We start from the raw sequence: 24,542 nt of genomic DNA on the forward strand, positions 1-24,542 counted from the left end.
GGAGGTCAGGTCAGCAGCGAGACCACGTGTTCGGACACGTCGGCCAGCAGGCCGGCCGGGCGCAGGTCGGTGCCCGCGATGGCCGACACCAGGCTCGGCAGCCCCTCAAGGGGGAAGCCGTCGTTCTTGGTGACCTGGTGGCCGACGCCGTTCTTGTCGAGCACGGCCCTGCTGCGCCGCCAGGCCTCCAGCACCTCTTCGGGTGAGGGCACACCGAAGCCGTGGCCGACCGGGGCGGCGTGGCGGAGCCGGACGAGCGGGGTGTCGGCGAAGGCCAGGGCCGTGCGGCAGCGGGTGGACAGGGTCTCCTTGTCGGGGACCCAGTCCATGGCCGTGCAGGGAGTGCGGCACTTGGCGACGCAGACCGCCATCGCTCCGGCGACCTGGCTGTGCTGACGGTCGAAATAGGCCCGCCAGCCCTCGGCCGGCTCGGCGGCCACGCGCAAGGAGCGCTGGGTGGCCGATTGTTCGGAGCGGGTGTGGTCGCACTCCTTCTCGCCGATGACGCCGAAGCGGCTGCCCGGCGCCTGGAGGCCCTCGGGCCAGCGGGCCGGGTCGCCCGAGTGGCCCAGGGCCTCTTCGAAGGCGAGCAGCGGGAGGTATTCGGAGGTGATGTGCACCGCCGCCATCATCGCGCTGAGCTCGCGCTGGTCCCAGCGGACCTTGATCACCTCAAGGAGCAGGGAGTAGGCCGGCCGCAACGAGTCGAGGGCGCCGCGGGGGCGTTCCTTCGGCGTCTGCGGCATGTGGCAGGCACGGGCCCGGCGGCGCAGGTCGGCCGGGATCACCGGCGCGTCGAGCTCGCTGGCGAAGTCTTCGGCGTCAAGGGTCAGCAGGCGCTGGCCGAACTCGCAGACGGCGGCGACCAGCGCCGCGCGCGACTCGTCGGGCAGCACGGCGCCGGACAGGGCGCCGACGTCGCCGAAGGAATAACGGCGGGCCAGCGCGATGAGCAGGTCGTGGGCCGACTCCATCCATTCACTTTCTCACGGGGTACGGGGAAGGCCGGGCGCGGGCCCGGCCTCCCCTGAACCTACGTGACCTTTCAGGCGGATGCGGCGTCCTTCGCCCGAGCCCTCAGGGCGCGGTCGATGCCGTCGGCGCCTTCGAGCAGCAGCCGCTTCAGGCCGTGGGGCGGCTGGGCGGTGGTGATGAGCTCGTGGGTGGCCTCGGCCGTCTCGGGGCGGATCAGGTGGGTCGGGTAGCAGCCGACCGCGAAGTTCTGGGCCGAGTCGCTGGTCCAGTTCTTCCAGATTCCGGTGACCTCGGCGAAGAAGGCGGGGCCGTAGGGCTCCAGCAGGTCGACGCGGCGCGGCTCGCCGAAGCCGAGGATGGTCGAGCGCAGCACCGCCCCGCTCAGCTCGCCGCTGACGATGCGGGCCCAGGCGCTCGCCTTGGCCTCTTCGGTCGGGATCGAGGCGCGGGCCTGCGCGGCCGAGCGCTCGCCCGTCGCGGTCGCGTCGCGCACCAGCTCGGCGTCGATGTCGGCGGCGCCGAGCACGCCCCCGACGACCAGGGCCCGGGTGAGGGTCCAGCGCAGGTCGGCGTCGACGGTCAGGCCGGCCGGGACGTTCAGGCCCAGCAGGATGGCGTGGAGGAGGTCGAGGTCGGCCTTGGAGGTGGCGACCTCGGCGAACGCGTTGAGGTAGGCGAGCTGGTGGTCCGACCCGGCCTCGGCGCCCTCGAAGAGGCGGCGCAGCGTGGCGGCCAGCGTGGCCATGCCGGTGTCGCGCCACTCGGGGGCGGCGTACTGCTGGACGGCCATGCGGGCCTGGCGCAGCACCGTCTGCAGGACGGTCAGGTCGCGGACCGAGTGGATGCCCGACTCGACCAGGGTGACGTAGTCGCGGGTGGCCATCTCGCCGTCGCGGGTCATGTCCCAGGCGGCCGACCAGCACAGGGCGCGCGGCAGCGAGTCGGCGAACTTGACGATGCCGCCGTTGACCACGGTCGCCAGCGAGCGCTCGTCGAGGCGGACCTTGGCGTAGGTCAGGTCGTCGTCGTTGACCAGGACCAGGTCGGGCTGGAGCTCGCCGACCAGCTCGGCCACGGCGGTGCGGGCGCCGACGACGTCGAGCTCGACCCGCTTGACCCGGGTCAGCACGCCCAGCACGTCGGAGTAGAGGCCGATCGCGACCCGGTGGGAGCGCAGCGTCGGGTAGTCGGCCGGGGCCTCCTGGAGCACCTCGAACCGGGTGAACCGGCCCTCGGCGTCGACGTCGAAGGAGGGCCGCAGGGTGTTGACCCAGGAGGTCTCCAGCCACTCCTTCGACCAGGACGACAGGTCGCGGCCGGAGGTGCGCTCCAGGGCGCCGAGCAGGTCTTTCAGCTCGGTGTTGCCCCAGGCGTGCTCGTTGAAGTAGTCGCGGACGCCCGCGAGGAAGTTGTCGAGGCCGACGTAGGCCACGAGCTGCTTCAGGACGCTGGCGCCCTTGGCGTAGGTGATGCCGTCGAAGTTGACCTCGACGGCGTGCATGTCGGGGATGTCGGCGGCGATCGGGTGGGTCGAGGGGAGCTGGTCCTGGCGGTAGGCCCAGGCCTTCTCGACGTTGGCGAAGGTCGTCCAGGCGCCCTGGCCCCAGCGGGTGGCCTCGGCCTGGCAGAGCACCGACATGTAGGTGGCGAACGACTCGTTCAGCCACAGGTCGTCCCACCAGCGCATGGTCACGAGGTCGCCGAACCACATGTGGGCCATCTCGTGGAGGATGGTCTCGGCGCGGCGCTCGATCAGGGCGTCGGTCACCCGGGAGCGGAAGACGTAGTCTTCCAGGAAGGTCACGCAGCCGGCGTTCTCCATCGCGCCCGCGTTGAACTCGGGGACGAAGAGCTGGTCATACTTCCCGAAGGGGTAGCGCAGGCCGAAGACGCGGTGGAAGAAGTCGAACCCCTGCTTCGTCACCTCGAAGATGTTGCCGGCGTCGAGGTGCTCGGCCAGGCTCTGGCGGACGTAGATGCCGAGGGGAATGCCGTCGTGCTCGTCGTGGACGGAGGCGTAGGGGCCGGCCACGAGGGCGGTGATGTAGGTCGACATCACCGGCGTCGCCGGGAAGTGCCACCGCTTGGCCGCCTGGAGCGTGCCATGGCGGCCTTCGTGCTGCTCCAGCTCCAGCGACTCGTCGGGGGCGGAGTTGGAGATGACCTGCCAGTCGGCGGGGGCCAGGACCGTCAGCTCGAAGGTGGCCTTGAGGTCGGGCTGGTCGAAGCAGGCGTACATGCGGTGGGCGTCGGCGGTCTCGAACTGGCTGTGCAGGTAGACGCGCTTGTCGACCGGGTCGACGAACCGGTGGAGGCCCTCGCCGGTGCGCATGTAGGTGCAGTCGGCGTCGATGCGGAGCTCGTTGCGCTCGGCCAGGCCGCTGAGCGGGAAGCGGCCCGCGTCCTCGTCGTAGGCGCCGGCGTCGAGCCGGGCGCCGTTCAGGACGACCGACCGCACCCGGGCGTTGTGCAGGTCGATGAAGGTGTCGGCGCCGGGCTGCGCACACGTGAAGTGGACCGTCGTGACGCTTTCGAACCGCTCGTCGCCCTCGGTCAGGTCGAGCTCGACCGAATAGGACTGAACGGTCAGCAGCCGGGCGCGCTCCCGGGCTTCGTCACGGGTCAGATTGCCTGCCACATCCGCTCCTCACACACGGCCCGCCGCGCCGTCGCGACCGGGATGACCGCATCCTTCCACGACGACCGGACAAAGCCGCAATCAAATGTTTCCCTACCTGGAATAGGTAGATCCCTGACTCCGGTTGTCGATCGATGGAACCACATTCCTGTCGGGAGAGTGAACAAATGTCCGAACGCAAGATCGCCGATTTCTGGTTCGACCCATTCTGTCCGTGGGCCTGGCTGACCTCGCGCTGGATGCTCGAAGTGGAGAAAGTGCGGCCGGTCGAGGTCCACTGGCATCTGATGAGCCTGACCTTCCTCAACGAGGGACGCGACATCTCCCCGGAATATCAGGCACGTTTGAGCAAAGCCATCGGCCCGGTCCGCGTGGTGGCCGCCGCGCGGCGCAAGTACGGCGACCGGGTCGTCGGCGAGTTGTACACGCAGATCGGCACCCGCTTCCACCCCGGCGGGCGCTCCAAGAACCCCGACGAGTTCGCCGAGGTCGTCGCCGAGGCGCTGGAGGCCGCCGGGCTCGACCCGGCGCTGGCCGCCGAGATGGACTCCACCGAGTACGACGAGGACATCCGCCGCTCCCACCACGCGGGCATGGACCAGGTCGGCATGGACGTCGGCACGCCCGTGATCTCGATCGAGGGCAACGCCTTCTTCGGGCCCGTCATCAGCCCCGCCCCCAAGGGCGAGGAGGCGGGCCGGCTGTGGGACGGCGTGTTGCTGGTCGGGTCGTTCGACGGCTTCTTCGAACTGAAGCGGACCCGGACCCGGGACCCCATTTTCGATTGAGTGGAACTATGACACCGATCACGCCAGGATGGGGCGCATGCGTCAGCTCTTCGTGAACGGTGCCTGGGTTTCCTCCGCGTCCGGTGAAGGGATCGACGTGGTCAACCCGGCGACCGAGGAGGTCGTCGACCGGGTGCCGGCGGGGGCGGCCGACGACGTGGCCGAGGCGGTCGCCGCCGCCCGGCGCGCCTTCCCCCGCTGGTCGGCCACCCCGCCCGAGGAACGCGGCGCGTTGTTGTCCCGCGCCGCCGAGCTGATCGAGGCGCGCGCCCGGACGATCGCGGAGACCATCGCGACCGACATGGGCGCGCCCCTCGGATTCGCGCTGCGGACGCAGACCCTGATGCCCGCGGGGGTGCTCAAGACCTTCGCCGGCCTGGCCGGGCGGCAGGCCGAGACCACCCGGGTGGGCAACTCCCTGGTCCTCCGCGAGCCGGTGGGCGTGGTCGCCGCGATCACGCCCTGGAACTACCCGCTCCACCAGGCCGTCTGCAAGGTGGGCGCCGCCCTCGCGGCCGGGTGCACGGTGGTGCTGAAGCCCAGCGAGGTGGCCCCCCTGGCGGCCTACGCGCTGGCCGAGGTGCTTGCGGAGGCGGGGCTGCCGCCGGGCGTCTTCAACCTCGTGAGCGGCCACGGCCGGACCGTCGGCGAGGCCCTGGCCGCCCACGTCGACGTCGACATGGTCTCCTTCACCGGTTCCACCGCGGCCGGGCGCCGGGTCGCCACGCTGGCGGGCGACACGGTGAAGCGGGTCGCGCTGGAACTGGGCGGCAAGTCGGCCAACGTGATCCTCCCGGGCGCCGACCTGGAGACCGCGGTCAAGGAGGGGGTCGGGCACGCCTACAGCAACGCCGGGCAGACCTGCTCGGCCTGGTCGCGCATGCTCGTCCAGTGGGACCAGTACGACGAGGCCGTCCAGATGGCCGTCGCGTTCTCCCGCAAGTACGTCGTGGGCGACCCCTTCGCCGACGACACCCGCATCGGCCCGCTCGTCTCCCGCGTCCAGCGCGACCGGGTGGTGCGCTACCTCAACGTCGGCCAGGAGGAGGGCGCCCGGCTGGTCGCCGGGGGCACCGAGCCGGTCCACGAACGCGGTTTCTACGTCGAGCCGGCCGTCTTCGCCGGGGTCGCGCCGGGCATGGCGATCGAGCAGGAGGAGATCTTCGGCCCGGTGTTGTCGATCGTCCCCTTCGGCACCGTCGACGAGGCCGTCACGATCGCCAACGGCACTCCCTACGGCCTCGCCGGGGCCGTCTGGGCCCGCGACGAGGAACAGGCCGTCGCGGTGGCCCGCCGGCTCCGCACCGGCCAGGTCGCGATCAACGGCGGCCGGTTCAACCCACTGGCGCCGTTCGGCGGCTACGGGCAGTCGGGGGTCGGCCGCGAGCTGGGCGAGGCCGGGTTCGACGAGTTCCTCGAGATCAAGTCTTTGCAGATGTGAGCTTTCCGGCTTGACCCGGGCGTCGATACACAAAGTCATGCACGTGTTGATCGTGGGCCTGGGTTACGTCGGGCTGCCCACCGCGCTCGCCTTCCTGGAGGCGGGCTGCCGGGTCACCGGCTACGACGTCAGCGCCGCGCGGCTCGCCGCCATCCGCAACGGGCAGGTCGACCTGTCGCCCCTCGACCACGCGCGGCTGCGCTTCCACCGCCTGGAGACCACCACCGACCCGGCCGCCGTCGCCGCCGCCGACGTGGTGGTGATCTGCGTCCCGACGCCGGTCGACGAACACCACGTGCCGGATCTGAGCGCGCTGCGGGCCGCCTGCGGCACGGTCGTCGCCCACGCGGTCCCCGGCCAGCTCGTGATCCTCACCTCGACGACCTACGTGGGCTCGACCCGCGATCTGCTGATCGACCACCTCAGCGGGGTCGACGTCGTGTTCAGCCCCGAACGGGTCGATCCGGGGCCCGGCGGGCGCCCGCTGGAACACTCGCCGAGGGTGCTCGGACCCGCCTCCGCGAAAGCGGGCGACCGGGCCGAGGAACTGCTCAGGCGGGTGGCGCCCTCGGTGCACCGGGTCAGCTCGCCGGAGGCGGCCGAGTTGTGCAAGCTGCTGGAGAACTCGTTCCGTGCGGTCAACATCGCGCTCGCCAACGAGTTCGCCGACATCGCCCGGGAGGTCGGCGTCGACCCCGTCGAGGTGATCGAGGCGGCGGCCACCAAGCCGTTCGGTTTCATGCGGTTCGACCCGGGGCCGGGTGTGGGCGGGCAGTGTGTGCCGTCGGACCCCTACTACCTGCTGTGGCGGCTGCGGCGGGCGGCGCCGACCGTGCTGACCGCCGCCATGGGGGCCATCGCGGCCCGGCCGCAGGCGGTGGTGGGCCGGGCGCTGGAGATGCTGGCGGCGGCCGGGCGGGACGTCAGGGACGCGACGGTGCTGGTCGCCGGGGTGTCGTACAAGCCGGGGGTGGCGGACGCGCGCGAGACGCCGGCTGTGCCGATCATCGCCGCGCTGCGGCGGCTCGGCGCGCGGGCCGAGTTCACCGATCCGCTGGTGGAGGAGCTCGTGGTGGGGGAGGAGGTCATCAAGCGCGTGCCCGACCCGGGGAGCGAGCCGTGGGATCTCGTCGTCGTGCACACGCTCGGCGGCGACCTCGGGTGGCTGCGGCCGGAACAGCCGGTTCTGGACGCGACCTACCGGCTCGAACGGCCCGGCGACAGCCGCTGGGAGGTGCCCTAGGGCGTCTGGAGCATGATCCGGCGCGCGGCGTCCTTCGGCAGGCGGTCGAGGTAGAGGCCGCCGTTGAGGTGGTCGAACTCGTGCTGGAAACAGCGGGCCAGCATGCCCCGCGCCTTGACCTCCAGCGGGCGGCCCAGGCGGTCGAAGCCCTTGATCGTGACCCCGGACGCGCGGGGGGTGGGCGAGTAGAGGGGCTTGCTCGTCGCCTTGTTCGGCACGGACAGGCAGCCCTCCTCCTCGACGATCTCGGCGTCGTCGTCGATCGTGAGCTCGGGGTTGACCACGGCGCCCTTGCGGTTGCTGATGTCGTACACGAAAAGGCGTTTCGGCACGCCGATCTGGGGGCCCGCGAGGCCGACGCCGTCGGCCAGGTACATCGTCGCGAACATCTCGTCGATCAGGCGGCGCAGGTCTTTGTCGAACGCCGTGACCGGCTCGGCCGGGGTGCGCAGCACCGGATCTCCGACATACCGGATCTCGCGCATTCTGATCTCCGCGGTAAGGGGCGACGGGGGTAGCTGGCCGTTACTTTAGTCGACCTGAGAAGCTCTGCGTATGCGCGTCTACATCGGTTCCGACCACGCCGGCTACGACCTGAAGAACCACCTGGTCGGCTGGCTCAAAGACAACGGCCACGACGTGGTCGACTGCGGTCCCTTCGTCTTCGACGCAGAAGACGACTATCCGCCCTTCGTGCTCCGCGCCGCCGCCGGCGTGGTGGCCGAGCCGGGCTCGTTCGGCGTGGTGATCGGCGGCTCCGGCAACGGCGAGGCCATCGCCGCCAACAAGGTGAAGGGCGTGCGCGCGGCGCTGGCGTGGAGCGACGACACCGCCACGCTCGGGCGGCAGCACAACGACGCCAATGTGATCAGCATCGGCGCCCGGATGCACACCGAGGCCGACGCCACCCGTTTCGTCGAGTTGTTCCTCGCCACGCCCTACTCGGGCGCCGAGCGCCACACCCGGCGCATCGACATGCTGAGCGACTACGAGCGGACCGGCGACCTGCCCCCGCTGCCCTAGGTGTTCTGACCTAGGGCTTCTTGCGGGTCTCCTTGCGGGGGACCTCGTCGCGCAGGGGCCGCCGGTCGGCGGCCTCCTGCTGCTCCTTCGACGGACGCGACACGTCGCGGGCGCGCATGGCGGTGATCGCCGTGATGGTCAGACTCGTCAGGGCCATGCCTTGCAGCCTAGAAGACGAGACCGCCCCAGGGCAGGGGGCTCCACGACATGGCCGCCGACAGCTCCCGCACCGCGCCCTCGCGGTGCTCGGCGATCTGCCCGGCCAGCCGGTACGACTCCAGCGACCGCCCCCCGAGATAGCCGGCGCCCAGGATCCGCACCGGCAGGCTCAGGTCGGGCGCGTCCTCGGTCCGCTCGCAGGTCTGCTTGGCGGTCGACAACCGCCAGCGTCCGGCGTTCCACGGGCACACGTCGTCGTCGACCTCGACGACCAGCTCCACCGGCGCGCTGTAGGCCCGCTGCGTGAGCGCGCCCGGCACGTCGACCAGCCGGATCCACAACTCGTCGAGGGTGCCCGCGTTCAGGTGCCGCGGTTCGGCCAGCAGGTGCATGACCGGGTCGTCCACGGGCCGGTTGGCGGCGGACACGCGGGCGCACAGGTCACGGTCGAGCAGGCTGCGCCACACGGCCGCGTAGGCGGCCGGGTCGACGGCGAACAGCTCCTGAAGCAGCACCTCGCCGTCGGGCACGTCGTGGTCGGTGACGGCGCGCCTCACCCGGAACAGGGCGTAGCCGCGCACGCCGTCGTCGTCCTCGGCCAGCACGCAGCGCAGCCGCCCGGACGAGGCGCGGACCTTCTCGTCGTCGGCCAGGGTCGCGTTCCAGCGGGCCTCGGTCCGCGAGTAGAGACCGGGCCTGGTCGGCCTGACCCGGTCGAATACGCTTTTGAAGGCGTCGCGGACCTTCTCCGGCGGCTCGACCCGCAGGCGCAGCGCGGGGTCGACCGGCGCGTCGGCGCGGAAGGCGCTGGAGTGCTTGGGGATCGTGTAGAAGACGTTGTCGACCGCGCGGCCGTAGCCGTAGCGGCCGTAGATGGCGGCCTCGGAGGCGTAGAGCGCGGCGAACACCTCACCCCTGGCGTGCACGTCGGCCAGTTGCCGCCGCATCAGCGAACTGAGCACGCCCTGTCGCCGGTGGGAGGCCAGCACGCCGACGGAGCTCACCCCCGCCACCGGGAGCACGCCGCCCGGCACGGTCATGTCGAAGCTCATGACCTGGGTGAAGCCGATCATCCGGTCGCCGTCGAAGGCGGCGAGGGACCGGTCGAACTCCGTGACGCCCTTGAACCGCTCGGACTGAGCGGGGGCCCAGGAGGAGACGAACGCCTCGTCGAGCAGGTCGCACATGGCGGGGAACTCGGACTCGGCGATGGGGCGAATGGGGTGATTCACGGCACCACCGTAGGGCCGGGCAAAGAGGGACGGCCACCCAATATACGTGCTAAGTGATCAAGGTGTTGGTCAAGACAGCGCCTCACCACGAAGCCGACCGATACAGTCGGGGCATCATGAGTTCCCGTCCGGTGCCGCTCATTCCCCCTCGGCTCCGCGCGATTTTGGTGCGGGTCCCGTTTCTGGTGCCGATCGTCCGGTTCGTAAGGAAGAGTTCGTCGAAAGATAGCCATCTGCTGATCGCCCTGGTCGTCGTGAGCCTGCTCATCGGAGTGCTCGGCGTCCAGATCTCGACGCGTTGGTTCTCACCTTCGCTGCTCATCCTGGTGACCCTCGTCGCCGGACTCCAGCTCCGGCCGCGCAGCCTGATGACGCTGCTGGTCGCGGTGGCCGCGTCGGTCACCTACCTGGGGATCACCTACGGCGCCCGGCAGGTCGGCCCCGGCTACCTGCTCACCATGGCGTTCACGGTCGTGCTGGCCGGGCTGATGTCGCGCACGCGGGGCACGCTCGGCGTGCAGGGGCTGCGCGGCGACGCGATGTTGCTGGAACTGCGCGACCGGCTCAAGAGACAGAGCGAGCTGCCGTCCTTCCCCAAGGCGTGGGGCGGCAAGGTCGTGCTCAAACAGGCCGGCGGGTCGTCGTTCGGCGGCGACTTCGTCGTGTCCATGCGCGAGGGGACCAGGGTCGAGCTGGCCGTGGTCGACGTCTCGGGCAAGGGCGTCGACGCCGGAACCCGGGCTCTGCTGCTCTCCGGCACCTTCGGCGGCCTCCTGGGCTCGGTGAGCGACTTCCTCGGCGCCTGCAACGCCTATCTGCGCCGCCAGCGCGAGGGAGAGGGCTTCGTCACCGCCGTCCACCTGAGCCTCGACCTGGCCACCGGCGCCTACGAGATCACCTCGGCGGGCCACCCGCCCGTCGTGAAGTTCGACTCGGGCACCGGCACCTGGCGGGTGTCCACGGCCAAGGGCGTCGTGCTCGGGGTGGTGCCCGACCTGGCCTGTGAGCCCGACAGGGGCATTCTGCGCAAGGGCGACGCGCTCATGCTCTACACCGACGGGCTGATCGAGCAGCCGGGCCGCGACATCGACGCCGGCCTCGACCGGCTCCTCGGCGAGGCCGAGCGGCTGCTGCCCGGCGGGTTCTCCAAGAGCGCCCGCCAGCTCGTGAACTCGATGTCGTCGGGCCACAACGACGACTGCGCGCTGGTCCTCATCTGGAGACCGTGACGTTAGTCACTGGTCGTGCGCAGATGCGGGTTGAGACCCTTGATCCGGTCACCGGCGGTACGGGGGTGTCGCCGGAGAGCGGCCCCATTCAGGGTCCCCGGGCCTTCTCAGGTGGGCGGCGCGGCTCACCTGCGGAGGCCCGGCCCTTTTTCGGTTCTGAGACGACACCGCCCTCTATAACCAGCCCGAATCGGCGGCGATCCTGACCGCGTCGACCCGGTTCCTGGCGCCGGTCTTGCACATGATGCGCGACAGGTGGTTGCGGACCGTTCCCACCGAGAGGTAGAGCTCGTCGGCGATCTCCTTCGACCGCGCGCCCTGCGCGGCGATGCGCAGCACGTCGAGCTCCCGCCGGGTCAGCGGGTTGTCGGCGGTCTGGAGCGCGGCCACGGCCAGGTCGGAGTCGACCGCCCGGCGACCGGCCGCGATCAGCCGGATGCCCTCGGCCAGCTTCTCGGGCCCGGCGTCGGTGCCCATGAAGCCCAGCGCGTTGGCCGCGAACGCGCGGCGCACCTGACCGGGGTTGGCCTGGGAGGACAGGATCATCACCCGGCAGGCGGGCACTTTCTCGAGGAGCCCGGCCGCGGCGGCCAGGCCGCCCATGGAGGGCAGGTCGATGTCGATCACGGCGGTGTCGGGACGGTGTTCGACGGCGGCCGGGATGGCATCCTCCCCGGAGGCCACCCCGGCCACGACTTCGAGGTCGCTCTCCCCGTTGAGGGAGGCGATGAGGCCGTGCCGGACGAAAGGCAGGTGCTCGGCCACCAGGATCTTGATCATGAGGCCCCCCATTTCATACCTCAGGGTGATCGGCCAGACGCACAGTGTCATCGAAGTCTCTCCATTCGGCAAACTCACCGCAAGCTCCACGGGGAAATGCCCGCGAATGCGGACACGGCCGGACGCCTGACGGCGTGGGCTACTCTCGATGCGACGACCGATTTTCCGCCTGCCGGGGGTATGCGCCGATGAGCTGGCAGTTCATTGCCGGATTCGTGATTCTCTTCGTCGGCCTCCTGGTGTCGATCGCCCTCCACGAGATCGGCCACCTCGTCCCGGCCAAGATCTTCGGCGTGCGGGTCACGCAATACATGGTGGGCTTCGGCTCCACCATGTGGTCGCGGCGGCGCGGCGAGACCGAATACGGCGTCAAGTGGATCCCCATGGGCGGCTACATCCGCATGATCGGCATGTTGCCGCCGCGCCCGAACGACGACCCCAACAAGCTGCGCTCGATCTCGACCGGGCCCTGGCAGGGCCTCATCGAGAACGCCCGCCAGGTCGCCTCCGAGGAGATCAGGCCCGGCGACGAGAGCCGGGTCTTCTACCGCAAGCCGTGGTGGCAGAAGGTCATCATCATGTTCGGCGGCCCGTTCATGAACTTCGTGCTGGCCTTCGGGCTCTTCGCGGTGGTCATGATGGGCTTCGGCGTGACCGTGCTGAAGCCGACCGTCAACGACGTCAGCAAGTGCGTGATCCCGGCCTCCCAGGCCAGCCGCGAGTGCACGGCCGCCGACCCGAAGACGCCCGCCCTCGCGGCCGGGCTGCAGAAGGGCGACCGGTTCGTCTCCATCGACGGCAGGCCGGTGACCTCGTGGGAGTCGGCCACCTCGACCATCCGGGCCCACGGCGCCGGCCCGGTGCCCATCGTCATCGAGCGGGCCGGGCGGCAGCAGACCCTGACGGTGAACCTCATCGCGACCGAGCGGCCCGACCTCGACGACCCCACCAAGATCGTCAAGAACGTCGGCTTCCTCGGCGTCGAGCCGACCCAGGTGACCGAGCGCCAGGGGCCCGGCTACGTCGTCTCCGAGATGTGGGACATGACCTCCCGCACGGCCGTCTCGATGCTCGACATCCCGGGCAAGATGGTCGGCGTCTGGCACGCCGCCTTCTCGGGCGAGGAACGCGACCCCAACGGCCCGATCGGCATCGTCGGGGCGGGCCGCATCGGCGGTGAGATCGCCGCCTCCGCCGCCCCGATCGAGAACAAGATCGTCATCTTCATCAACCTGCTGGCCGGGCTGAACCTCGCGATCGGCATCTTCAACCTGATCCCGCTGCTGCCGCTCGACGGCGGCCACATCGCGGGCGGCCTGTGGGAGGGCCTCAAGCGCGGCTTCGCCCGCATCGCCCGGCGGCCCGCGCCCGGCTACGTCGACGTCGCCAAGGCGCTGCCGCTGACCTACGCGATGGCGGTCGTGCTCCTCTTCATGGGCGGCCTGCTGATCTTCGCCGACATCGTCAACCCCATCAGGCTGAGCGGCTAGCTACTCGCCGGTCACGCCGTCGAGGCGCTCGCGCAGGAAGTCGGCGTGGCCGTTGTGGCGGGCGTACTCCTCCAGCATGTGCGCCAGGATCCACCGGTGCGACATGAGCTCGCCGGCGCGGTTGGGCTTCTTCATCAGGGTGTCGAGCGGGGTCTGCGCGCTGATCTTCCGTGCGGCCTCGATCTCGGCCCTCCAGGTGGCGAAGACCTCCTCGACCGGCGCCGAGTCGAGGGCGTCGAAGTCGTCGTCGGGGGCGGCGTCGGTGAAGAAGATCGGCGCCAGGTCCTCGCCGTTGAGGCGGATGCGGAACCAGGCCCGCTCGACGTCGGCCAGGTGCCTGACGAGGCCGAGCAGCGACAACGACGACGGCTCCACGGCCCGCCGGCGGAGCTGCTCGTCGGTGAGGCCCGCGCACTTCATGGCCAGGGTGTCGCGGTGGTAGTCGAGGAAGGCGGCCAGGGTGTCGCGCTCGTCCCCGGCGAGGGGTGGGTCGATTCTCATGGGGTTATGGTGCCAAACGATTACCAGATGCCCGACATCCTGCGGGAACAAGTCATTCATGACACTTGACGGGAAAGTCGCGATTGTCGCCGGAGCGAGCCGGGGCATCGGCGCGGTCACCGCGCGGGCGCTGGCCCGGGCCGGGGCCGCCGTCGTGCTGGCCGCGCGTGATTCCACCGCCATCGAGACCGTCGCCGCCGACATCCGGGCCTTCGGCGGGCGGGCCCTGGCCGTGCCGACCGACGTGGGTGACTCCGACTCGGCCGAGCGGCTGGTCGCGATCACGATGGAGAAGTTCGGGCGGCTCGACGCGGCGTTCAACAACGCCACCGACGGCCCCGTGCCGGCGCCGCTGGCCGAGATCGACCCGCTCGACTTCGACCTTGGCATCCGCACCAACGTCCGGGGGACCTTCCTCGGGATGAAGTATCAGATCCCCGCCATGCTGGCCTCCGGCGGCGGATCGATCGTCAACATGGCCTCGATCGCCGGGGTGCAGGGCATCGCGAACATGGCGGGCTACGTCGCGGCCAAGGCCGGGATCATCGGGCTCACCAAGGTCGCCGCGCTCGACTACGCCGACCAGGGCATCAGGGTGAACGTGCTGGCTCCGGGGCCCATCCTGACCTACCACCTGGAGGCGGCGGGGGAGGACGTCCAGCGCCGGGCCGGGAACGCCGCGCCGATGCGGCGGGTCGGGCTGCCCGAGGAGGTCGCCGCGACGGTGATCTGGTTGTTCTCCGACCAGTCGTCCTACATCACCGGGGTGACGCTGCCGGTCGACGGCGGGATCGCGGCCGGGACCAAGCCGCCGCAGATGATGAAGGCGGCCTCGTCCTGAGGCGTCTTCCTAGGGCATCCCGGCCAGCGCCTCGATGGCCGGCAGGGCCGCCGCCAGCGCCTCGCGCTGGTCGGGCGGCAGGGCCGAGATCCGGGACACGAAGAAGGCGATGTGGTCGCCCCGCAGCCGCCCCAGTTCGGCCTCGCCCTCCGGGGTGAGGCTGATCAGCGAGGCCCGGCCGTCGGCCGGGTCGGGGGTGCGGGCGAGCAGGCCGAGGTTCTCCAGCCCGGCCACCACCCGGCTCAGCGTCGGGGCGCTGACGCCCTCGTGGGCGGCCAGGTCGCCGAGCCGTACCGGGCCGAGCCGGGCGGCGGCCGCCAGGGCCGAGGTCTGGCCGGCGGTCAGGTCGCCGCGGGTCTGCCGGCGGCCGTGCCGGCCCAGGCGGGCCAGGGCCGCCTTGAGCCGTTCGGCCAGAAGGTCCACGTCGGTCATGATCTGTTCACCGTAACCGCCGCGACGGGCAACTCGTCGTGGACGTACCGGCGGCCTCTCAGGAGCGAGGCGACGGCGGCGACCAGCGACATGGCGACGGCCAGCAGGAACACGACGACCAGGCCCTGGTGGAAGGGGCCGGAGACGAGGTTCGGGAAGTACTCGCGGCCGGTCAGGGTCGCGGCGTCGGCCGGGGTCAGGTGGGCGAGGGCGCCGCTCGGGCCGAGCAGGTTCCCGATCGGGTTGTAGCCCAGGAAGGCGGCGAAGAGCGTGCCGACCGGGGGCAGCGCGCCGATCGTGAGGGCGAGTCCCGGCGGCACGCCGTGCTCGGTGAGGCCGCCGGTCAGGGTCTGCGGCAGGGTGGCGGACAGGCCGGCGATCATCAGCGAGAAGAACACGCCGATCGACAGGACCATCCCGGCGTTGGTGAACGTGGCGCGCATGCCCGAGGCCACGCCGCGCTGCCCGGCCGGGACCGAGTTCATGATCGCGGTGGTGTTGGGCGCGGTGAACAGGCCCGACCCGACGCCGTTCAGGAAGATCAGCGCCGCGAACACCCAGTACGGGAAGTCGATCGGGACCAGCAGCAGCCCGAGGAAGGCCAGCGCGGACAGGACGAGCCCGCCGGAGGCGAAGGCGCGGGCGCCGTACCGGTCGGAGAGGTGGCCCGACACCGGGCCGGCCAGCAGGAAGCCGGCCGTCAGCGGCAGCAGGTAGACGCCGGCCCACAGCGGGGTGTCCTCGAACGGGTAGCCGTGCAGCGGCAACCAGATGCCCTGGAGCCAGATGATCAGCATGAACTGGAGGCCGCCCCGGGCGACCGAGGCCAGCAGCCCGGCCACGTTCCCGGCCGCGAACGCCCTGATCCGGAACAGCGACAGGTGGAACATCGGCTGCGCCACCTTCCTCTCGATCAGGCAGAACGCCGCGAGGATCACCAGGCCGGCCGCGATCCCGCCGACCACGAGCGGGTTGGTCCAGCCCATCGCGTGGCCGCCGTAGGGCTGGATGCCGTAGGTCACCGCCGCCAGCACCAGCGTGAGGCCGGTCGCGAAGGCCAGGTTGCCCCACCAGTCGATCTTCGCGCCCTCGACCCTGGTGACGGTCTCGCGCAGGCTCCGGTACGCCCACACCGTCCCGGCGACCCCGATGGGCACCGAGGCCCAGAACACCAGCCGCCAGTTCAGTTGCGACAGCAGCCCGCCCGCGACCAGCCCCAGGAAGGTCCCGGCGATGCCGGCCACCTGGTTGACGCCCATCGCCATGCCGCGCCGCCCGGCGGGGAACGCGTCGGTCAGGATCGCGGCCGAGTTGGCCATCAGCAGGGCGCCCCCGACGCCCTGGAACAACCGCCACCCGATCAGCCAGAGCGCGCCGCCCGACTGCTGGAAGGGGTCCAGGGCCAGCACCACCGTGCCGACGGTGAAGACGGCGAAGCCCGCGTTGTACATGCGGACCCGGCCGAACATGTCGCCCAGGCGGCCCAGCGTGACCACCAGGACGGCCGAGACGAGCATGTAGCCCATCAGGATCCACAGCAGGTAGGAGACGTTGCCGGGTTCCAGCGGATTCAGGTGGATGCCGCGGAAGACGGTCGGCAGCGAAATGATCACGATCGAGGAGTTGACGGTGGCGAGCAGCATGCCCAGAGTCGTGTTGCTCAGCGCGATCCACGGATAACGGTCCGACATGAGACCCCCAACAACTTGCTTACCCTAACTAACGAGTCGTCGGTCCCGGAAATGCCCCATACAACACGAAAAGGGACGCGCAGGGTCGCGCGTCCCTTTCCTGGCGGTACGACTTACGGCATGCCGAGCGCGCGGTACTCCCAGCCCTCGGCGCGCCAGAACTCCGCGTCGAGCGCGTGGCGGCCGTCGACGATGCGGCGGTGCTTGACCACCGACGCCAGGGCCGACGGCTCGATCTCGCGGAACTCGGTCCACTCGGTCAGCAGCACCACGACGTCGGCGTCGGCCGCCACGTCCATGGCGCTGCTGCCGTAGCGCAGCTCGGGGTAGGCGCGGCGGGCGTTGTCGAGGGCGGCCGGGTCGTAGACGCGGACGTTGGCGCCCAGGCCGTGCATGGTGCGGGCCACGTCGAGCGCGGGGGCGTCGCGGATGTCGTCGGAGTTGGGCTTGAAGGCCGCGCCGAGGCAGGCCACCTTCTTGCCGTTGAGCTGCCCGCCGACCATCTCGCGGACCAGGTCGATCGTACGCGAGCGGCGGCGGCGGTTGATCGCGTCCACCTCGCGCAGGAACGACACGGCCTGGCCGACGCCGATCTCCTCGGCGCGGTAGGCGAAGGCGCGGATGTCCTTGGGCAGGCAGCCGCCGCCGAAGCCGAGGCCCGGCTGGAGGAACCGGCCGCCGATGCGGTCGTCGAAGGCCAGCGCCTTGGCCAGGTGGCGCACGTCGGCCCCGGTCGCCTCGCAGATCTCCGCCATCGCGTTGATGTAGGAGATCTTCGTGGCCAGGAACGAGTTCGCGGCCACCTTCACGAGCTCCGCGGTGGCCAGGTCGGTCACCACGACGGGGGTCTCGTTGTCGATGATCGGCTGGAAGGCCGCTTCGAGCTGCGCGCGGGCCCAGTCGGAGGCCACGCCGAACACCAGCCGGTCGGGACGCAGGGTGTCCTCGACGGCGAAGCCCTCACGCAGGAACTCGGGGTTCCAGGCGAGCTCGACCTCGTCGCCGGCCGGGGCCAGCTCCTTGATCAGGTTGGTCAGGCGGGCGGCGGTGCCGACGGGGACGGTCGACTTGCCGACCACCAGGACCTTGCGGTCCAGCAGGGGGGCCAGGGCGGCCACGGAGGCGTCGACGTAGGTCAGGTCGGCGGCGTCCATGCCGGGTTTCTGCGGGGTGCCCACACAGATGAAGTGCACGTCACCGTGGGCGGCGGCCTCCTCGACCGACGTGGTGAACCGGAGCCGGCCGGTCGCCATCGTCTTGTCGAGCAGCTCGGGCAGACCTGGCTCGAAGAACGGCACCTCGCCGGATTGCAGCCGCTCGATCTTGCGGGGGTCGGTGTCGAGTCCGACCACCTCATAGCCGAGGGAGGCCATGCAGATCGCGTGAGTGGCTCCGAGATACCCGGTCCCGATGACGGTGATCCGGGGGAGTGCGGTGTCAGTCATTGTCAGTTCTCTCGCAGAAACTCAGGAGCATTCGCTCTTCTTGGTGAGCGGGCCGCCGGTCACCTCGTTGTCGCAGGAGATCGTGTTGCCGCCTGCGGTGTCGTTGATGCCGTAGCCCCCTGAACCGCCCAGATCGATGATGTTGGCCCGGAAGGTGTTCCCGGTCCCCCAGCCATTGATGATCTTGTGGGTCTGGAAGCCGTCCGCGGGGGAGCCGCGGCCGGTGTTGCGTTCGATCAGGTAGCCGTTCCCCTTGACGTCCACCCAGCTGTCGTTGTGACCGTCGCCGGTGATCATCGAGCCGTCGAAGACGTTCCCGATGATCTTGCCGTCGGAGGTGCCCTCCTTGATGTCGATGGCCTCAGCGGTGGCGCGGATGACGTTCCCGCGCGCGATGTTGCGGTCGCTCTTGTCCATCTGGCCGCCGGAGAAGGTGGCCCAGTTGCTCTGGGCGGTGCCGAAGTAGACCCCTTCGCCGTACTTGTCCTTGCGGAGCCCGGTGCCCCAGATGAGGTTGTACTGGGCGATGTTGTCGGAGCTGAAGTTCCTGAAGTGGATGGCCTCGTCGCCGATGTGGTTGACGTCGAGGTCCTGGACGACGTTGAAGTTCGACTTGTCGGCCATGACGCCCTTCTGGGCGTGCCGGACGGTGAAGCCGATGAGCCGCCAGTAGTCGGCCTCGTTGAGGTGGAAGGCGTAGCCCTCCTTGAGGCCGCCGCCGTCGATGATCGCGTCGCGGGAGCCGCAGACGAAGATCGGCTGGGCCTTGGTGCCCGAGGTGGCCGCCACGAAATGACCCTGGTACTCGCCCGGCTCCATGAAGATCACGGTGCCCGGCGTGGCCGAGGCGAGCGCCTCGGTGAGCTCGTCGGCGGTGGTCACGGTCACGGTCGCGTCAGGGCAGGCGATCTTGCCCTCGCCGTCGGGGACCGCGATGTCCGGCGGCTGCTGGACGGCGGCGAACGGCTCGAAGTCCTTCTTCTCCTCGTCCTCCCGCACCGGCTCCTCCTCTTCCGTGAAGTCCTCGCCCGGGTCGTCCGCCCCCAGGGTCGGCAGCGACCGGGGCCCGGTGTCGGGCTGGATGTTCTCGACCACCGTGCCGGGTTGTTGCTCCTGACCACCACCGCCGCCGAAGATCCCGTACAGGACGACCACGATCAGGATCGTGAAGGCCGCACCGGCCCCCGCGGCGATCATGGTCTTCTTGTCGATGTCGATCTCGATGCGCATGGTCAGGTCCTTTCGGCGGACGCCCCGGTGAGCGACCACACGGGACGCTCCTCCAGGACGGCCTGCCTCTCGTACGGGTCGACGATGCGACGTCCGACGCGGGGCCCGTTGTTCCCGAGGGCCCGGATGGCGGAGATCACGATGAGCAGGATGACGCCGAACCAGATCAGGTTCATCGGCTTGGCGATGCGCTTGACGGTGGTCCAGAAGTCCGCCGTGTCCTGCCAGCCGTCGACGTTGTTCGTGGTCACTGATTTGATCCCGGTCGCACGGTCGGTGTCGATCGCGCTGAGGCCCGCGCCGCCCAGGGTGTTGCCCGTGATCGTGCTCCCGGTCGTCACCCCCGTCGCCGTGACGCCGTGGAGCGTGGCCTGGTTGATCGTGTTCCCGGTCACCTCGGCCTCGGCGTTGCGCAGGTAGATCGCGGTCGGCACGTCGTTCACGATGTTGCCGACGACCTTGGCGCCGGTCACGCCGTCGCGGACGGCGATGCCCTGACTCCGCTGACCGCTGAGCCGGTTGCCGGAGACCCGGACGCCGGTCGCGTCCTTGTTCACCACGATGCCCGACTGCCCGCCGGTCACCTCGGTAGTCTGCACCGACAGGTCGACGCCACCCTGGATCTCGATGCCGTAGCGGGCGTTCTCCCTGGCCCACGAACTGGTGACCGAGCTGCCGCCGAAGCTCTGCAGCGACTCACCCGAGGCCGACGGGCCGCGCGCGAGCGGCCGGCCGCTGATGGTGAAGCCGTTGCCGCCGTTGCCGACCGCGCCCGAACCGGTGATCGTCACGTTCTGGGTGCCGCGCGAGAGCACGAACCCGTCGCCCCGCGACCCGGTCACCGTGGTGTTCTCGATGCTGGCGTTGCGGGCGAACCGGTGCAGCAGCACCCCGTCGATCAGGCTCCCGGTGACGGTCACGTTGGTGACCCGGGTCTGGTCCGAGGCGGTGATGAAGACGCCGTACGCGTTGCCGGTGATCGAGGTGTCGGTGATGTCGCCGGTGACCAGGTTGGCGTCCGGCAGCTTGTAGGCCACCTTCTTCAGGCCCTTGCCGTCGGTGATCTCCACCTGGTCGTCGGAGCCCATCCGGGGCACCAGGGCGCCGCCGGGGAGCAGCACCTTCTCGTCGGTGATCTGGGTCGGGGTGGTGAGCTTCGCCTCAAGGGTGGTGCGGTCGCTCCCGGTCATCGCCAGGCCGCCGGTCGACCCGCTCCAGAATCCGAGGTGTTCGACCTGGGCGTGGCTCATGCGCAGCTCGCCGCCGATGGCCCGGACGTAGGCCCGGCCGTCGTTGACGATGGTGTCGGCCGTGTTGATGTTCGGGTCCCAGCTCGTGATGCGCACCGGGTTCTGCGGCGAACCGTTGATGCGGATGCTCGCGCCGAAGCCGACGATGGTGGCGAACGACCCCGGCTCGCTGCGCATCCGGATCACCAGCGGGCCGGTCGCGTTCTGCAGCACCAGCTTGGCGTTCGGCCCGATGAACAGGTTGATGCCCAGGATGTAGGAGCCGTCGTTCTGCTTCTGGAAGTACTCCCCGCCGAGCTTCTCCAGGTCGGCGACCCGGTAGGGCTCGCGGCGGGACGGCAGCACCAGCGTCTGGCCGTTGGCCGAGCTGGAGATGTGCGGCTGCCGGGCCCGCTGCGCGTTGGGGCCGCCGCGGGCGATCGCCGACGTCAGCGTCGCCCGCGTCTGCATGATCCGCAGGTCCTCCTGGTCGACCAGGTTCGACTGCTGCTTGGCGTCGGCCGCGGTCACGTCGTCGACCGCCGGGATCGGCTCGGGCCGGTCGAGGTAGGAGAGGTACCCCCACGTGCCCACGCCGAGCAGGAGCAGCACGAAGAACGTGATCCAGGCCTTCTTCATCGCCCGCCTCCCACGGTGACCGTCGGGACCTGCTGCTGGGAGGGCCGGTAGCGACCGTTGAACCCGCTGCCGGGCTCGGCGGTGGCCACGTTCGGCAGCGTCCAGGAAGGCCGCTCCTCCATTGCCTGCTGGTGCTCGTACGGGTCGACGATCGAGTCGCGGCGCCGGTCCATGACGCCGCGGGACCGCAGCGCCGACAGCAGGATCAGCAGGATCACGCCGGCCCAGATCACGTTCATGGGCTTGACGTACCGCTTGACCTTGCTCCAGAAGGTCGAGGTGTCGACCCACCGCTTCTCGTCGTTGTTGTGGTCGTTCACGTCACCGCTCGACCGGGCGGTGCTGACCGCGCTGGTGCCGGCGCCGACGATCGTGTTGCGGGCGATCTCCGAGCCGTCGGCCGCGCCGACGACGGTGACGCCGTGGGCGTTCGGGTCCTTGAGGGTGGTGATCTTGTTGCCGATCACCTGGCCGTTGGAGTCGCGCAGGTACACGCCCGTCGGGGCGCCGGTGATCGTGTTGCCGGAGACGTGGGCGTTGGTCACGCCGTCGCGCAGCGCGATGCCCTGACGCTTCTGGTCGGTCACCTTGTTGCCGGACAACTGCACGGCCTCGGCGCCGGCGCGGACCACGATGCCCATGTCGCCGCCGACGACCTCGCTGGTCTGCACGGCCTGCCGGATGCCTCCCAGCACCTCGATGCCGTAGCGGCCGTTGTTCCTGGCCGTGCTGTTGTTGACCGAGCTGTCGCCGTAGACCGCCAGCGACTCGCCCGAGGCCGACGGCCCCCTGGCGAGCGCCCGGCCGTCGAGAGTGAAGCCGTTGCGCCCGTTGCCCTCGGCCAGGCAGTCGTTGACCTGGACCTTCTCGGTGGCCCGGGAGAGCACGAAGCCGTCGCCGCCGCTGCCGGTCACCTCGGTGTGGGAGATGGTGGCGTTCTTGGCGAAGCGGTGCATGAACACGCCGTGGACGATGCTGTCGCGGACCTTGGTGTTGACGATCTGCGTCTGGTTCGAGCCCGAGACGAACAACCCGTAGGCGTCGCCGGTGATGACGCTGTTCTCGACCTTGCCGGTGACCAGCTCGTCGGCCGGCACGCGGGTGGCGGTGCCGGGGCCGATCGGATAGGTCTCCACGTCGCCGTAGCTGCCGCCGCCCGGGTCCTTGGTGTTGCGGGCCAGCCGCTCCGCCTTGTCCTGGTGGCGCTGCGTCTTGGTGCGGTGACGGTTCACCGACGACGGGCGCTCGGTGCCGGTCAGCGAGATGCCGCCGGTCCGCCCGCTCCAGAAGCCGAGGTCGGACACCTGGGCGTACACCATGTTGAACTCGCCGCCGATGGCGCGGATGTAGGCCCGGCCGTCGGCCGTGGTCAGGTCGGGCTTGCTCGCCTTGACGTCCCAGCTCGTGATCCGGACCGGCTTGGTGGCCGTGCCCTTGATGTCGATGTTGCCGCCGAAGGTGACGATCGAGCTGAAGGATCCGGGGATGCTGCCCATCCGGAGCGTCAGCGGCCCCCGGAGCTGGAGCGTCGCGCCGTCGGACACGTAGATGTGCACACCCAGCAGGTACGACCCGTCGGTCATCAGGCGGACGTACTTGCCCCTCTCGACCGCCAGGAGATCCTTCATGGTGTACGGCTGCTCGTTGTTGCGCGCGGGCAGCACCATCGTGCGGCCGAACGACGACGAGAAGATCTGGGGCTGCTTGCGCTGGGCCGCGAAGAACCCGCCCTGCTGCAGCAGCGCGGTCAGGGCCGCCCGGGTCTGCAGGATCCGCTGGTCCTCCATGTCGACGAGCGCCGCCTGGGTCTCGGCGTCCTCATCGGAGATCTGGATGAGCGGGTCGGGTTCCGAACTCGGGATGTCCGGGGCGTCACCCGCGGCCGCACTCGGGGCGGCGGTGGGGGCGGCGCTTGGTGCCGTGCTGTGTGCCGAGCTGGGTGCCGTGCTGGGCTTCGTGCTCGGGATGGTGTTGGTCATCCCGGTGTCGGCGGACGGACGCGCGCTCGCTGGGGGAGTCGGCGAGGGCGCGGCGGCGACGGGCGGCACACCGATCATGAGCGCGCCGAGCAGCAGGGCTCCGGCGGTCACGATGGTCCGGTTCACGGCCATCAGGCCAGTCCCTGCAGCGTCGCGGCCGTCTGGCCCTCCGAACCCGCCTGGTCGGCCTTGCGGGTCAGCCAGCCCTGCTTGTTCATGGTGATGAACGCGTAGAGCTTGATCGGCAGCGCGATCCCGATGATGACCAGGGTCGTCAGCGGCAGCAGGAGGATCTCCTGCGGGTGGCGCCTGAGGTGCGACCAGCCCCGGATGCCGCGGCCGATCAGCAACCAGCCGACGCAGGTGCCGATGCCCCAGGGGGTCAGCTCCAGGCGGCTGAAGAACAGGTAGCCGAGCGTGACGCCCATGGTGACCGGGGTGAGCAGGATCTGCAGCACGGTGACCTTGGTGACCAGCGGCGTCTTCCACAACCAGCCCTTCCACAGGGCGGTCAGGTAGCAGCGGTAGGAGTTGCGGCTCCAGCGGATGCGCTGCTTGAAGAAGGCCCGGAACGAGCTCGGGAACATCGAGATCGCCCGCGCCGACGACTGGTGCACGGTCTTGTAACCGGAGGCCAGCACCAGCCAGGTGAGCCGCCCGTCGTCGCCGGCGATGCAGCGGCGGCCGAGGAAGAACTCGTTCTCCAGGTGGTGGACGACCGGCAGGATCGCCGACCGGCGGTAGGCGGCGGTGCGGCCGGACAGGCAGGCCACGCCACCACGGCTGCCCATGGCCGGCACGTAGTCGTAGTAACGCAGGTTGACCAGCCAGTCGGCGATGCGCCGCCAGACGCTGGTGGTGCGCTGGAACACGTTCTGCTGGGTGCCGACGCCACCGACCTGCGGGTCTTCGAACGGCATCTGCACGGCGTCGAGCAGGCCGGGCTCCCACCAGGTGTCGGAGTCGGCGAACACCACGATGTCGCCGCGGGCGGCCCGGATGCCGACCCCCAGCGCCGACCGCTTGCCGGAGTGTTCGTAGACGAGCACGCGCAGCCGGGGGTCGTTGACCTCCCGCAGCTTGGCGTGACATTCGGTGTCCGCGACGTCCACGACGATGATCACTTCGCCCGGGTTCTGGGCGAGCCAGCTCCCCAGGCACCGGACCAGGATCTCGGCGTCCTCACGGAACGACGGCACCACGACCGAGACGGACGCGCGGTAACCGTTGACGACGGGCTTGGCCAGCCGGGACAACACGACCCGGTAGACCCACAGACCCCAGACGAGCAGACCCGCCAACCCGAGCGGGATGATGTCCCGCCAACTCCCGTTGGCGCTCGACCTCACCAGCCATTCATAGGCGGTGTCGAGCCAATTCGCAGAATCAGACCCCACGACCTTGTTCTCCTGAGCTTTTCCGCACGCGAGAGAATGCCCCGAGTCGTTCCGGATCTCAGAGAATGAGATGACCGGCGGAGCACACTATTAGTTCGGCTTTGATGTCAACTTCCGAATCGAAGTCGATTCGTGTCCGGGCCCCCTATTGGGGGGTGAG

The 24,542-nt window shown here is 70.1% G+C and carries 21 protein-coding genes; 7 read left to right on the forward strand and 14 right to left on the reverse strand.

What is annotated here, in order from left to right:
• Positions 1 to 5: 5 nt before the first annotated feature.
• Positions 6 to 974, reverse strand: a complete 969-nt coding sequence (locus AW273_RS28480) for a hypothetical protein (RefSeq protein ID WP_062354609.1) — start codon at positions 972 to 974, stop codon at positions 6 to 8.
• A gap of 71 nt (positions 975 to 1,045) precedes the next feature.
• A complete protein-coding gene (pepN, locus tag AW273_RS28485) occupies positions 1,046 to 3,613 on the reverse strand; it encodes an aminopeptidase N (RefSeq protein ID WP_062354611.1) in 2,568 nt (855 codons plus the stop codon).
• Positions 3,614 to 3,780: 167 nt separating this feature from the next.
• Here pepN and AW273_RS28490 point away from each other — a divergent pair, with 167 nt between their 5' ends.
• Genes AW273_RS28490 through AW273_RS28500 form a run of 3 tightly spaced genes read left to right on the forward strand, consistent with a single transcriptional unit; the run spans position 3,781 to position 7,085 of the window.
• Positions 3,781 to 4,401: a mycothiol-dependent nitroreductase Rv2466c family protein gene (locus tag AW273_RS28490; protein ID WP_062354613.1), complete on the forward strand. Its 621-nt coding sequence runs from the start codon at positions 3,781 to 3,783 to the stop codon at positions 4,399 to 4,401.
• A 37-nt stretch (positions 4,402 to 4,438) separates the two neighbouring features.
• A complete protein-coding gene (locus AW273_RS28495; protein WP_157556251.1) occupies positions 4,439 to 5,842 on the forward strand; it encodes an aldehyde dehydrogenase family protein in 1,404 nt (467 codons plus the stop codon).
• Positions 5,843 to 5,885: 43 nt separating this feature from the next.
• On the forward strand, positions 5,886 to 7,085 hold the full coding sequence (locus AW273_RS28500; protein WP_198168410.1) for a nucleotide sugar dehydrogenase: 1,200 nt from the start codon (positions 5,886 to 5,888) through the stop codon (positions 7,083 to 7,085).
• Here the strand turns inward: AW273_RS28500 and def are convergent.
• Positions 7,082 to 7,570, reverse strand: coding sequence for a peptide deformylase (def, locus tag AW273_RS28505; RefSeq protein WP_062354622.1), 489 nt, complete (start codon positions 7,568 to 7,570; stop codon positions 7,082 to 7,084). The genes AW273_RS28500 and def overlap by 4 nt on opposite strands.
• 70 nt (positions 7,571 to 7,640) lie before the next feature.
• On the opposite strand from def, the gene AW273_RS28510 reads away from it, so the two are divergent.
• The gene (locus tag AW273_RS28510; RefSeq protein WP_062354625.1) at positions 7,641 to 8,108 is read left to right on the forward strand and encodes a ribose-5-phosphate isomerase; all 468 of its coding nucleotides are present in this window, start codon (positions 7,641 to 7,643) and stop codon (positions 8,106 to 8,108) included.
• Positions 8,109 to 8,118: 10 nt separating this feature from the next.
• Here the strand turns inward: AW273_RS28510 and AW273_RS37545 are convergent, their stop codons facing one another.
• Both AW273_RS37545 and AW273_RS28515 read right to left on the reverse strand, forming a co-directional pair.
• On the reverse strand, positions 8,119 to 8,265 hold the full coding sequence (locus AW273_RS37545; RefSeq protein ID WP_157554978.1) for a hypothetical protein: 147 nt from the start codon (positions 8,263 to 8,265) through the stop codon (positions 8,119 to 8,121).
• 10 nt (positions 8,266 to 8,275) lie between these two features.
• Positions 8,276 to 9,499: a GNAT family N-acetyltransferase gene (locus AW273_RS28515; protein ID WP_062354628.1), complete on the reverse strand. Its 1,224-nt coding sequence runs from the start codon at positions 9,497 to 9,499 to the stop codon at positions 8,276 to 8,278.
• Positions 9,500 to 9,615: 116 nt separating this feature from the next.
• Between AW273_RS28515 and AW273_RS28520 the strand changes: the two genes are divergently transcribed.
• Entirely contained in the window at positions 9,616 to 10,728 is a 1,113-nt protein-coding gene (locus tag AW273_RS28520) for a PP2C family protein-serine/threonine phosphatase (RefSeq protein ID WP_062354631.1), read from the forward strand.
• A 174-nt stretch (positions 10,729 to 10,902) separates the two neighbouring features.
• On the opposite strand, the gene AW273_RS28525 is transcribed toward AW273_RS28520, so the two are convergent.
• Entirely contained in the window at positions 10,903 to 11,508 is a 606-nt protein-coding gene (locus tag AW273_RS28525) for a response regulator transcription factor (RefSeq protein WP_062354633.1), read from the reverse strand.
• A gap of 215 nt (positions 11,509 to 11,723) precedes the next feature.
• Here AW273_RS28525 and AW273_RS28530 point away from each other — a divergent pair, with 215 nt between their 5' ends.
• Positions 11,724 to 12,998 carry a M50 family metallopeptidase gene (locus AW273_RS28530; protein WP_369409234.1) on the forward strand — a complete coding sequence of 425 codons (1,275 nt, stop codon included), beginning with the start codon at positions 11,724 to 11,726 and terminating at the stop codon, positions 12,996 to 12,998.
• Here AW273_RS28530 and AW273_RS28535 read toward each other — a convergent pair whose 3' ends face one another.
• Entirely contained in the window at positions 12,999 to 13,499 is a 501-nt protein-coding gene (locus tag AW273_RS28535; protein ID WP_062354639.1) for a DinB family protein, read from the reverse strand.
• A gap of 58 nt (positions 13,500 to 13,557) precedes the next feature.
• Between AW273_RS28535 and AW273_RS28540 the strand changes: the two genes are divergently transcribed.
• Positions 13,558 to 14,340 (forward strand): SDR family NAD(P)-dependent oxidoreductase, encoded by a 783-nt coding sequence (locus AW273_RS28540; protein WP_062354643.1) that lies wholly within the window; start codon positions 13,558 to 13,560, stop codon positions 14,338 to 14,340.
• Positions 14,341 to 14,349: 9 nt separating this feature from the next.
• On the opposite strand, the gene AW273_RS28545 is transcribed toward AW273_RS28540, so the two are convergent.
• The 7 genes from AW273_RS28545 to AW273_RS28575 form a co-directional block, all read right to left on the reverse strand.
• The gene (locus tag AW273_RS28545; RefSeq protein WP_062354646.1) at positions 14,350 to 14,772 is read right to left on the reverse strand and encodes a MarR family winged helix-turn-helix transcriptional regulator; all 423 of its coding nucleotides are present in this window, start codon (positions 14,770 to 14,772) and stop codon (positions 14,350 to 14,352) included.
• On the reverse strand, positions 14,769 to 16,463 hold the full coding sequence (locus tag AW273_RS28550) for an MFS transporter (RefSeq protein WP_062354649.1): 1,695 nt from the start codon (positions 16,461 to 16,463) through the stop codon (positions 14,769 to 14,771). The genes AW273_RS28545 and AW273_RS28550 overlap by 4 nt, the downstream gene beginning before the upstream one ends.
• 113 nt (positions 16,464 to 16,576) lie before the next feature.
• The gene (locus tag AW273_RS28555) at positions 16,577 to 17,908 is read right to left on the reverse strand and encodes a UDP-glucose dehydrogenase family protein (RefSeq protein WP_062354652.1); all 1,332 of its coding nucleotides are present in this window, start codon (positions 17,906 to 17,908) and stop codon (positions 16,577 to 16,579) included.
• Between the two features lie 21 nt (positions 17,909 to 17,929).
• Positions 17,930 to 19,138, reverse strand: a complete 1,209-nt coding sequence (locus AW273_RS28560) for a right-handed parallel beta-helix repeat-containing protein (RefSeq protein WP_063910137.1) — start codon at positions 19,136 to 19,138, stop codon at positions 17,930 to 17,932.
• A 2-nt stretch (positions 19,139 to 19,140) separates the two neighbouring features.
• Complete coding sequence (locus tag AW273_RS28565) at positions 19,141 to 21,006, reverse strand: right-handed parallel beta-helix repeat-containing protein (protein ID WP_062354658.1); 1,866 nt, start codon at positions 21,004 to 21,006, stop codon at positions 19,141 to 19,143.
• Complete coding sequence (locus tag AW273_RS28570; RefSeq protein WP_198168411.1) at positions 21,003 to 23,111, reverse strand: right-handed parallel beta-helix repeat-containing protein; 2,109 nt, start codon at positions 23,109 to 23,111, stop codon at positions 21,003 to 21,005. The genes AW273_RS28565 and AW273_RS28570 overlap by 4 nt, the downstream gene beginning before the upstream one ends.
• 5 nt (positions 23,112 to 23,116) lie before the next feature.
• Positions 23,117 to 24,334 carry a glycosyltransferase family 2 protein gene (locus AW273_RS28575; RefSeq protein WP_232327640.1) on the reverse strand — a complete coding sequence of 406 codons (1,218 nt, stop codon included), beginning with the start codon at positions 24,332 to 24,334 and terminating at the stop codon, positions 23,117 to 23,119.
• Between the last annotated feature and the right edge of the window lie 208 nt (positions 24,335 to 24,542).

Source organism: Herbidospora yilanensis (assembly GCF_001570565.1).
Classification (GTDB): Bacteria; Actinomycetota; Actinomycetes; order Streptosporangiales; family Streptosporangiaceae; genus Herbidospora; species Herbidospora yilanensis.

Bases quoted from the DNA above. Each gene is read 5' to 3' on its own strand.
- AW273_RS28480 (WP_062354609.1), bottom strand. From the start codon at position 974: ATGGAGTCGGCCCACGACCTGCTCATCGCGCTGGCCCGCCGTTATTCC.
- AW273_RS28490 (WP_062354613.1), top strand. From the start codon at position 3,781: ATGTCCGAACGCAAGATCGCCGATTTCTGGTTCGACCCATTCTGTCCG.
- AW273_RS28495 (WP_157556251.1), top strand. From the start codon at position 4,439: ATGCGTCAGCTCTTCGTGAACGGTGCCTGGGTTTCCTCCGCGTCCGGT.
- def (WP_062354622.1), bottom strand. From the start codon at position 7,570: ATGCGCGAGATCCGGTATGTCGGAGATCCGGTGCTGCGCACCCCGGCC.
- AW273_RS28510 (WP_062354625.1), top strand. From the start codon at position 7,641: ATGCGCGTCTACATCGGTTCCGACCACGCCGGCTACGACCTGAAGAAC.
- AW273_RS37545 (WP_157554978.1), bottom strand. From the start codon at position 8,265: ATGGCCCTGACGAGTCTGACCATCACGGCGATCACCGCCATGCGCGCC.
- AW273_RS28520 (WP_062354631.1), top strand. From the start codon at position 9,616: ATGAGTTCCCGTCCGGTGCCGCTCATTCCCCCTCGGCTCCGCGCGATT.
- AW273_RS28525 (WP_062354633.1), bottom strand. From the start codon at position 11,508: ATGATCAAGATCCTGGTGGCCGAGCACCTGCCTTTCGTCCGGCACGGC.
- AW273_RS28535 (WP_062354639.1), bottom strand. From the start codon at position 13,499: ATGAGAATCGACCCACCCCTCGCCGGGGACGAGCGCGACACCCTGGCC.
- AW273_RS28540 (WP_062354643.1), top strand. From the start codon at position 13,558: ATGACACTTGACGGGAAAGTCGCGATTGTCGCCGGAGCGAGCCGGGGC.
- AW273_RS28545 (WP_062354646.1), bottom strand. From the start codon at position 14,772: ATGACCGACGTGGACCTTCTGGCCGAACGGCTCAAGGCGGCCCTGGCC.
- AW273_RS28550 (WP_062354649.1), bottom strand. From the start codon at position 16,463: ATGTCGGACCGTTATCCGTGGATCGCGCTGAGCAACACGACTCTGGGC.
- AW273_RS28555 (WP_062354652.1), bottom strand. From the start codon at position 17,908: ATGACTGACACCGCACTCCCCCGGATCACCGTCATCGGGACCGGGTAT.
- AW273_RS28560 (WP_063910137.1), bottom strand. From the start codon at position 19,138: ATGCGCATCGAGATCGACATCGACAAGAAGACCATGATCGCCGCGGGG.
- AW273_RS28565 (WP_062354658.1), bottom strand. From the start codon at position 21,006: ATGAAGAAGGCCTGGATCACGTTCTTCGTGCTGCTCCTGCTCGGCGTG.